Annotated in this window: 12 protein-coding genes; 9 read left to right on the top strand and 3 right to left on the bottom strand. The window is 29.8% G+C overall.

Translation table 11 applies throughout. From position 1 onward, the window contains the following. Window positions 1-93 precede the first annotated feature (93 nt). The 5 genes from CD150_RS04865 (at window position 94) to CD150_RS04845 (ending at window position 2,709) form a co-directional block, all read left to right on the top strand. Complete coding sequence (locus CD150_RS04865) at window positions 94-369, top strand: hypothetical protein (RefSeq protein ID WP_064209643.1); 276 nt, start codon at window positions 94-96, stop codon at window positions 367-369. A gap of 11 nt (window positions 370-380) precedes the next feature. Beyond that, a complete protein-coding gene (gene elxI1, locus CD150_RS04860) occupies window positions 381-599 on the top strand; it encodes an epilancin biosynthesis-related protein ElxI1 (RefSeq protein WP_073345199.1) in 219 nt (72 codons plus the stop codon). 557 nt (window positions 600-1,156) lie between these two features. Then, window positions 1,157-1,408, top strand: coding sequence for a GlsB/YeaQ/YmgE family stress response membrane protein (locus CD150_RS04855; protein WP_064209642.1), 252 nt, complete (start codon window positions 1,157-1,159; stop codon window positions 1,406-1,408). Window positions 1,409-1,538: 130 nt separating this feature from the next. After that, window positions 1,539-2,069, top strand: a complete 531-nt coding sequence (locus CD150_RS04850) for a hypothetical protein (RefSeq protein ID WP_046207078.1) — start codon at window positions 1,539-1,541, stop codon at window positions 2,067-2,069. Window positions 2,070-2,220: 151 nt separating this feature from the next. Then, the gene (locus CD150_RS04845) at window positions 2,221-2,709 is read left to right on the top strand and encodes a GNAT family N-acetyltransferase (RefSeq protein WP_073345194.1); all 489 of its coding nucleotides are present in this window, start codon (window positions 2,221-2,223) and stop codon (window positions 2,707-2,709) included. Between the two features lie 145 nt (window positions 2,710-2,854). On the opposite strand, the gene CD150_RS04840 is transcribed toward CD150_RS04845, so the two are convergent. Both CD150_RS04840 and CD150_RS04835 read right to left on the bottom strand, forming a co-directional pair. After that, entirely contained in the window at window positions 2,855-3,040 is a 186-nt protein-coding gene (locus CD150_RS04840) for a helix-turn-helix transcriptional regulator (protein ID WP_064263516.1), read from the bottom strand. A 53-nt stretch (window positions 3,041-3,093) separates the two neighbouring features. Further along, a complete protein-coding gene (locus CD150_RS04835; protein ID WP_103161394.1) occupies window positions 3,094-3,375 on the bottom strand; it encodes a hypothetical protein in 282 nt (93 codons plus the stop codon). A gap of 225 nt (window positions 3,376-3,600) precedes the next feature. On the opposite strand from CD150_RS04835, the gene CD150_RS04830 reads away from it, so the two are divergent. From CD150_RS04830 to CD150_RS04820, 4 genes are all read left to right on the top strand, one after another. Beyond that, entirely contained in the window at window positions 3,601-3,789 is a 189-nt protein-coding gene (locus tag CD150_RS04830; RefSeq protein ID WP_046207074.1) for a hypothetical protein, read from the top strand. Window positions 3,790-3,990: 201 nt separating this feature from the next. After that, window positions 3,991-4,647 (top strand): peptidoglycan recognition protein family protein, encoded by a 657-nt coding sequence (locus CD150_RS13690; RefSeq protein WP_236588519.1) that lies wholly within the window; start codon window positions 3,991-3,993, stop codon window positions 4,645-4,647. Beyond that, on the top strand, window positions 4,641-5,306 hold the full coding sequence (locus CD150_RS13685; protein WP_236588518.1) for a LysM peptidoglycan-binding domain-containing protein: 666 nt from the start codon (window positions 4,641-4,643) through the stop codon (window positions 5,304-5,306). Before CD150_RS13690 ends, CD150_RS13685 begins: the two co-directional genes overlap by 7 nt. Window positions 5,307-5,445: 139 nt before the next feature. Then, entirely contained in the window at window positions 5,446-6,141 is a 696-nt protein-coding gene (locus CD150_RS04820) for a YdeJ family lipoprotein (protein WP_073345183.1), read from the top strand. A gap of 508 nt (window positions 6,142-6,649) precedes the next feature. On the opposite strand, the gene CD150_RS04810 is transcribed toward CD150_RS04820, so the two are convergent. Then, window positions 6,650-7,954, bottom strand: a complete 1,305-nt coding sequence (locus CD150_RS04810; protein ID WP_073345173.1) for a TrkH family potassium uptake protein — start codon at window positions 7,952-7,954, stop codon at window positions 6,650-6,652. Window positions 7,955-7,999 lie beyond the last annotated feature (45 nt).

Below are 7,999 nucleotides of genomic sequence, written 5' to 3'. Positions count from 1 at the left end.
CCTTTATAGTCCACTCACAGAAATTTAAAAAACATAAATACTAATCTTAAGTATTTTAAAATGAATGTTCATATTGCATTTGGGAGGCATTTTATGAATCATGAAAATAATAAGAAAAAATATAAGACAATAGAAGTGATAGCAAACACTTTTGGCATAGTAGCTTTGATCTTAGTATTTGCCTCATTGATTCTAGCTTTGATCTTTGAATGGAAATTTTTGGACTATGTTGTTAACGGGTCTGGTATACTTATTATACTAAGTTTAATCATAGGTGCGATACCACACGTTATGGAAAAAAATATCAAGAAAATCATTTTTGATTTTCTCTTTATCGTAATTATAGCGTTTATTTTTTATAACTTATAAGGGGGCTATACATGAAACTTATCACTAAAATTTTAGATGTTTTAGTATGGATATGCGTTATTTTATTGTTTAGTAAGTATATTGTTAAATATGCGAATATGATGTTTGATTGGAATTTAAGATGGTATTTTCTTGAAGATATACCTCATTTAGCATTGATATTATTTATTTTACTATTTGTATTTGCAGTACCTTCTGAAATGATAAAAGACAAACATAATAATGAATAAAGTCATACATCATATTTTTGTGTTATTTGAAAAGAAAATTTGGAATGATTTTGAAGATATTAGCCATTTTTTTATAAATCGATCTCTTTCTAGCGCTATATTTAGGTAAAATATATAGTGGTTTGAAACAAAAAGCTGCATCAAATCAATGTTTTGAAAGCTATCAAATTCAATGATACATATAGATAAGTTTATAATATAGCTGTCTATCATTATAGTTATAATCCTTTATTGCATTAAATGAAAAAATAAAATTATAAGATGAAATCAAGCACAGGTTACAAATTTAAGATTTACATTACTGTCACGTAGTTTTATAATTAGTTTTGCATGCCCACGGGTGTGCGAAAATGAGGAGATGGGTTTTCTGTGTGCCCTTGGGCATGCAGAAGATTCATAACTCCCGTTATAAGGCCCCTTTTATTAGGGGTCTTTTTGTATTTAAAAATATTGATTACCATTTACGTAAATAAAGTAATTGTGGTATTGTATTTTCATGTTGATTATCGTAATATTCATGTGTTTAAAAATATACAAATAAAAAGGAGTTTATGCATATGAGTTTTATAATAATGATCATTGTAGGTGGCCTAATCGGCTGGATTGCAGGTGCTATCGTAGGTAAAGATATTCCAGGAGGTATCATTGGTAATATTGTTGCTGGTCTAATTGGTTCTGCGATTGGTAGTAGATTACTTGGTACTTGGGGCCCAGTATGGGGTGGTGTACCAATTTTCCCAGCATTGATTGGGTCAATTGTATTTATATTTATCGCTTCACTTATTATTAGTGCGCTAAGAAAAAAATAATTAAGATAAATCGACTTATAAAAAGTTAGAAAAAATTTTTATTATAACGGGTAGAAATTATGATCTTTTTTGTGAAATTATTACGATAATCAACGACCATCTCTCAATGGTAATATAAAGGTGGTTTAGTATGATAAACATTATTTCAGCTATTGGTTCTATTGGAACTTTTATAATGGCACTATTTTATTTTGTTTCAGTTTCAATACAACTGTACCAAATGAAAATAAGTTTTATTCCTGCGCTTGGATTTAATCAAATTTTACTTTCTTTAGATAAAGATAATCAATTACAAATGATTAATACAAGTTCTGATTCTGTTGAACACCAAGATTATTTGAAAATTTTTAATCTAGGTGGCGGAGCAGCAAAAGATATTAAGATTGAAATTATTCTTAATGAAGATAACGTAATTCAAAAGAAATATGTAAGTATATTACCAAGTAAAGAAGGTTATTTATTACCAATTAATAAAGATGTTTTTGATGAATTGCAAAGTACCATTCAAAATAATGGTTATGAATCTAATTTAAATATTAGAATTAATTATTATCATAACGTTAGTAGAAAAGTAAAAACAATCATGTTAAATGGTAAATTAGATAGATTTAATACGTATGATGAAAAAGAACTTTATGAATTACAATTTATTAATAAATAATATTATTTGTGCTTTGTGCATATATAAATATTTTTATAAAAAACACTCATTAGATAACTTTAGGGTTATGGTGAGTGTTTTTGTTATGTTTTATGACATAGATTTGCTGTAGATATACTTTGAATATACAATGTAATAGAGGTGAAACGATATGATACGACAAGCACGACAATCAGATTTACAATCGATTTTAAGTATATATAATCATGCAATATTAAATACGACTGCAGTTTATACATATGAGCCAGTAACCTTTGAAGAAAGAGAAACTTGGTTTCATACAAAATTAGAGCAAGCTGAACCCATTTTTGTATATTTAAAAGATGGCCAAGTTGTTGGATTTGCAACATATGGTGCGTTTAGAAATTGGCCAGCATATCAATATACTGTGGAACATTCGATTTATGTTGACCCAGAAACTAGAAATGAAGGTGTCGCTTCACAACTTTTAGTTAAATTAATTGAAGAAATTAAAAACAGAAATTATAAGACAATTGTTGCAGGTATTGACGCATCAAATACTGCTAGCATTAAATTACATGAAAAGTATGGTTTTGAATTATGTGGAACTATAAAAAGTGTCGGTTATAAATTTGACAGATGGTTAGATTTAGCTTTTTATCAATTAATATTGAAATAATTATGTTTAAAGCCAACGATGCTATTTTAGAGCAAGTAAATAAAGTATTATAGAAATTGTGCCGGACATGATGTTAGATAAGTTATTTTAATCGTTTGGTAAGTCAGTGGAAACATTTTGCGATACGTATTAGCATCAATGCTAATTAGCTAAACAAATCATCAACGGTAGTATCGAGCATTGATGCCAGTTTAAATGCTAAAGATAATGATGGATCATATTTATTATTTTCAATCGCATTAATGGTTTGTCTAGAAACGCCAAGTGCTTGACTAAGTTTTAATTGAGAAATGGCCTTCTGCTTGCGATAATGTTTGATTTTGTTTTTCATTTTATCTTCCTTTTATGTATATTTACGTTTTACGTAAAAATAGTTCATAATCGTTAATATGAAAATAATGATAATGATGGATAGCTCTGGATAAGTTGAAAAAAGCTGTGATTAAAGTCCCATACATTAATTATGCGCAATATAAATGTTAAGAGTAGGGCGTGTATTGTCCAAATGCAAGTTCTAGCAAGTACTTCTGTGAATATTTTACTTTGCCTTTCGTCATATTGATTATTAGCTTGGTCAGATATCTCTGAAGGTAAAAATTTATGAGACAGTATCGTCCAGCTGACTGTAAATAATAAAACAACAATAAAAATGATGAATAATTTCATAATGATGCCTCCATAAGTAGAAAATTTTTCATTTTCAACATAAAAAACATGTGCTTAAATGTCAAATGTTTTTGACATTTTTAAATAGAAAATAAAAGTGCTCGTTAGTTTAATAAGTAGAAAGGGTATGGATAAATAAATAATATGACCTTTTCATAAGAGATTTTTAGGTTTTTGTAGTGATACGGTTTGAAAATCTTATTCATATGACTTGGGGTGATTGTGATGGCTGTGTTTGCCTTGTTATTTCATTTAGTCTGTTTAATTATTGTTTTAATCGCAGGTTTTAAAGCATTAAAAGAGTTCAGAAAACCTATGAACCAACGTAATCAAAGAAAAATTGATTCCATTTTAGTACTTGTGTTAGTGGTGGCTTTGATTGCGATACTGTCTAGTGTTTTTACAGATATTTAATAAAATGTCGTTGCTCAAGTGAGCGACGGCTTTTAATTTTGTTTTAGAAACGGTAAATGTCGTTAATATGAAGTATAAAATAATATTTCATTTTGTAATTAATTCAATATTAATATAGAATGAATTAAAGAAGTTTTGTAAATGAAATTTTTTGCTACTTAATAGTAAACGGATTAATATTTTATTCAAGGAGATGTCGTTATGAAGTTTAGATTTAGTGTTTCATTGTTGTTGGTTTCAAGTTTATTATTGTCACAAACTGCAATGGCAGCACAAGAAAATAAAAGCACTCAGGATACAAAGAAAAATGATACACAAAATAAAGAAAATACGAGTAAAGCCATTGATTATGAAAAAGCTCAAAAAATGAGTCCGCAACAATTGAAAAATGCATTAACACCAGGAGATTTAAAGTTACATAATAAAGATGGTGAACGTCAAAATACTGAAATGAGAAGTTTTTCAGCAAATCGAGCATATCAAGATGTAAATACATACATAGCAAATAATAATATAAAGCCAGCTAAAATCGTACAAGATTCTAGAATGAATAACTTACCAAAGTATAATTATAAATCTGGCAAATATATCGGTGTAGTAATTCATGAAACGGCCAATCCAAACAGTACAATTGATGGTGAGGTAAATTACATGTACAACAATTATAATAGTGCATTTGTACATGCGTATGCGGGTAGCGATAAAATTGTGCAGACTGCGCCAAGTCAATATTTAGCTTGGGGTGCAGGTGCTAACGCTAATCCATATTTTTATCAAATTGAATTAACAAGATCAAACACATTTGATGGTTTTGCAAGATCAGTTAATAACCAAGCATATTTAACCGCAAAATGTTGAAAGCCAATGGGCTACAACCTTCGCTTGCTGACAATAATCAAGGGACAGGCACAATTATAAGTCACAATGCGGTAAGTCAATATTGGGGTGGTTCAGACCATTCAGATCCGATTGGCTATTTCGGACAATGGGGATATAATATGAACCAGTTTTACAGTTTAGTACAAAAACACTATAAATCTCTATCAGGTGGTAGTAGTGATGGAGCAATTACTGGTAGCACTTATAAAGTATCAAAAGGTGATACGCTGTATAGTATTTCGAGAAGAAGTGGCGTTTCAATAGATAATATTAAGAAATGGAACAAATTAACGAGTAACACACTTTCTGTAGGACAAGTACTAAAGTTAAAAAATCCTAACACACCAAGTGATTCCATTACTGGAGATTCACATAAAGTGGTTGAGGGAGACACACTTTATAATATTTCAAAACGAAGTAAAGTGAGTGTAGCAAACATAAAAAAATGGAATCATTTAAAGTCTGATAATATTAGTAAAGGACAAATTTTATATCTAGTTAAGACATATACGGTTAAAAAAGGTGATACTTTATACAGTGTTGCTAAAAATCAAGGTACTACTGTAGATAAAATTAAAAAGGATAACAAGTTGAGTTCTAATAGTTTGAAAGTAGGGCAAATTTTAAAAATAAAATAGAAGTATTGCATATAAACGAGCAAGTCTTAATGGACTATGCTCGTTTTTTAATACATTGAAAAACGATTTTTGAATATAATTGTGAACGTCATAGTTTCGTGTTACTTTAATAATATAAAATCATAGGTGGGTATAGATAATGAAAAAAATCAGTTTAATACTGTCATTGTTATTTTTATCAGTGATTTTGACAGCATGTGGTAACAACGAAAAAAATAGTGATGATGTTGAGCAAAGCAGTAATACAAACAAACAAGATGAAGACAATGATCAGCGTGAGGAACGACAATCTACAGAACAAAGTGAAGCAAAAAAGGATCAGTCGTTACCTCAAGATTCAACGGCTGAAAATGACAAGAATACAGATTCAAAAGCTAAAAAGAAAAACGATAATGTTTCAAAAAAGAAAAATGACGATAATAGTACAAGTTATTTAACAGGTTTAAGTGCTTCAGAGATCGAATACGCACGTGTTTGGCATCAACTAGGCATGATTAAAGATGTCAAAAATATTTATGTCAAAAAATATCCAAAAGGGTCGCCAGTAAATGAAAATGCGGAAAAAAGCGCAAAATATCCTGAGGATGTTGTTAAATTAGAAGCACCAATGAAAGTGGGTGGCTCAATAACATATAGTAGTAATGGGGATGGAACTATTAATATTTATAAAAAAATCCCTTACAGATGGGAGACAAGCACATCTTCGAACCCTGAGGATGTTTATCAAGACACTAAAAATGCAGTTGAGCAAGATGTAGAAACAGTTGAAGTTAATGCAACAGACAATGCACAAATCAAAAAGTTAGCTCAAAGTATACAATTGGTTAATGAATGATGCTTTGTGGTATAAAGTAAAGAACAATTTTGAAGTGATTTGATCATGGCATCAATAATTCTAAGTATTTTATGATTTTGTATAGTGTGATACATTACATGTAATCGTAATTAGGAAATTGTTAGCATACGATATATAGCTCGTAACTATAAATTTAGTTGAGGTGAGACGCATGTTAACTAAAGGTATTAAATTATCCATATGTTAAATTCTTTTTTGATGTGATTGGTATTTTATGTGCGATAAGCGTATTAGCGATCATATTTGTTAATGGTTTTACCAACAGTCAATCTGGTAACTTTAGTTTAGGATTCGAAATAACTGGTACACATATGATAATGATGAATATTTTGGTATTAGTGACAATGATTTGTGCAAAAACATCAACAATTTTAAGAAGAGTAAAATAGTGTGATACGGGTTTGATTAGATTGTACTGAAACGAATATTTATGTGAAGTAGAAACAGACCAGAAATTAAAAACTAATTTCTGGTCTGTTTTCATTTTTTATAGATGCACATTTTCTTTAGCATAATAAAATTTTTGCTTTTTTTCAGTAATAAATAATTGGAGAAATGTAAGTATACCCATTTTACCTATTAACATTGTGAGTACAATGACTATTTTCGTAGGGCTATCATATACTGTCGTGAAATTCATCGATAGCCCAACAGTGCCGAAAGCGGAAATCACTTCAAATAATACTTTAGAATAAGATATTGTCGAATTCAAATAACTTACAATAAATGAGATAAATATAACAAATGTCCCGGCAGAAAATGTAATGGCCACAGCAGTTTTTAATGTATGGTCATGTATAGATTTTTTGAAAATAGAAGGGTGTTGTTCGTTTTTTAATGTACTTTTTATAAATAATAACGTTAAGACTAAACTTGTTACTTTAATACCACCTGCAGCACTGATAGGGGCGCCACCAATAAACATTAAAAGCATTAATAATATTGAAGTAGGTGGTGTGATTTGTCCGATATCGACACTGTTAAAACCAGCAGTTCGTGTCGTAACAGACTGAAAGAATGAAGCGCCAAGTTTTTCTAAAAATGATAAATGCATCATAGAATGGTTATATTCTAAAAAGTAAAACACAACCCAACCAATAAATATGAGTATGACAGATGTCGTTAATACGATTTTTGAGTGTACGGATAATTTACTTAACTTTCTTGTTGTAGCGACGTCTAAAAAGACAAGCGGTCCAATACCACCCATGATGATAAGAACTGGAACGATTATAGTTATTATAGGATCATTAACAGTGCGCATCATATTATCACTAAATAATGAAAAACCAGCATTATTAAAAGCAGAAATTGAAGTAAACACACTTAAAAATAGCCCTTTACCAAAGCCGTATTTTGGAATAAATGATAGTGCGATACATATTGCTCCAATGAATTCTGTAAGGATACTATAAACAACGAATTGAAGAATTAATTTGATGACGCCACCAGGTGTTTCAATGTTCCAGGTTGTCATAATCAAATAACGGTTTCTTAAACTGATTTTTCGATGCATCAGTATCAGTGTTAAAAGTGTTACCGTGACTATTCCTAACCCACCAATTTGAATAAGTAATAAAATAATAGTATCGCCTAACCCATTAAATTGACTAGATATATCTATAGTCGCTAGGCCAGTAACTGTAAATGCACTAGCAGAGATAAAAAATGCGTCTACAAAATCTAAAGGTTTTACACCTGTGACCGGTAAATATAATAATAAGGTGCCAACGATTGTGGTGAATAAAAACAACATTAAATACATATATAATGGTTTGTTTAATAGTCTCATTTTTAAAGTCCCTCGCATTTTAATAATGAGTATTTTATACTCATT

The sequence above is a fragment of the Staphylococcus ureilyticus genome (genome assembly GCF_002902235.1).
In the GTDB taxonomy this organism is placed as follows: Bacteria; Bacillota; Bacilli; order Staphylococcales; family Staphylococcaceae; genus Staphylococcus; species Staphylococcus ureilyticus.
This window is presented reverse-complemented; position numbering and strand designations above follow the sequence as displayed.

Coding starts and splice junctions, on each gene's coding strand:
- CD150_RS04865 (WP_064209643.1), top strand. CDS start 94: ATGAATCATGAAAATAATAAGAAAAAATATAAGACAATAGAAGTGATA.
- elxI1 (WP_073345199.1), top strand. CDS start 381: ATGAAACTTATCACTAAAATTTTAGATGTTTTAGTATGGATATGCGTT.
- CD150_RS04855 (WP_064209642.1), top strand. CDS start 1,157: ATGAGTTTTATAATAATGATCATTGTAGGTGGCCTAATCGGCTGGATT.
- CD150_RS04850 (WP_046207078.1), top strand. CDS start 1,539: ATGATAAACATTATTTCAGCTATTGGTTCTATTGGAACTTTTATAATG.
- CD150_RS04845 (WP_073345194.1), top strand. CDS start 2,221: ATGATACGACAAGCACGACAATCAGATTTACAATCGATTTTAAGTATA.
- CD150_RS04840 (WP_064263516.1), bottom strand. CDS start 3,040: ATGAAAAACAAAATCAAACATTATCGCAAGCAGAAGGCCATTTCTCAA.
- CD150_RS04835 (WP_103161394.1), bottom strand. CDS start 3,375: ATGAAATTATTCATCATTTTTATTGTTGTTTTATTATTTACAGTCAGC.
- CD150_RS04830 (WP_046207074.1), top strand. CDS start 3,601: ATGGCTGTGTTTGCCTTGTTATTTCATTTAGTCTGTTTAATTATTGTT.
- CD150_RS13690 (WP_236588519.1), top strand. CDS start 3,991: ATGAAGTTTAGATTTAGTGTTTCATTGTTGTTGGTTTCAAGTTTATTA.
- CD150_RS13685 (WP_236588518.1), top strand. CDS start 4,641: ATGTTGAAAGCCAATGGGCTACAACCTTCGCTTGCTGACAATAATCAA.
- CD150_RS04820 (WP_073345183.1), top strand. CDS start 5,446: ATGAAAAAAATCAGTTTAATACTGTCATTGTTATTTTTATCAGTGATT.
- CD150_RS04810 (WP_073345173.1), bottom strand. CDS start 7,954: ATGAGACTATTAAACAAACCATTATATATGTATTTAATGTTGTTTTTA.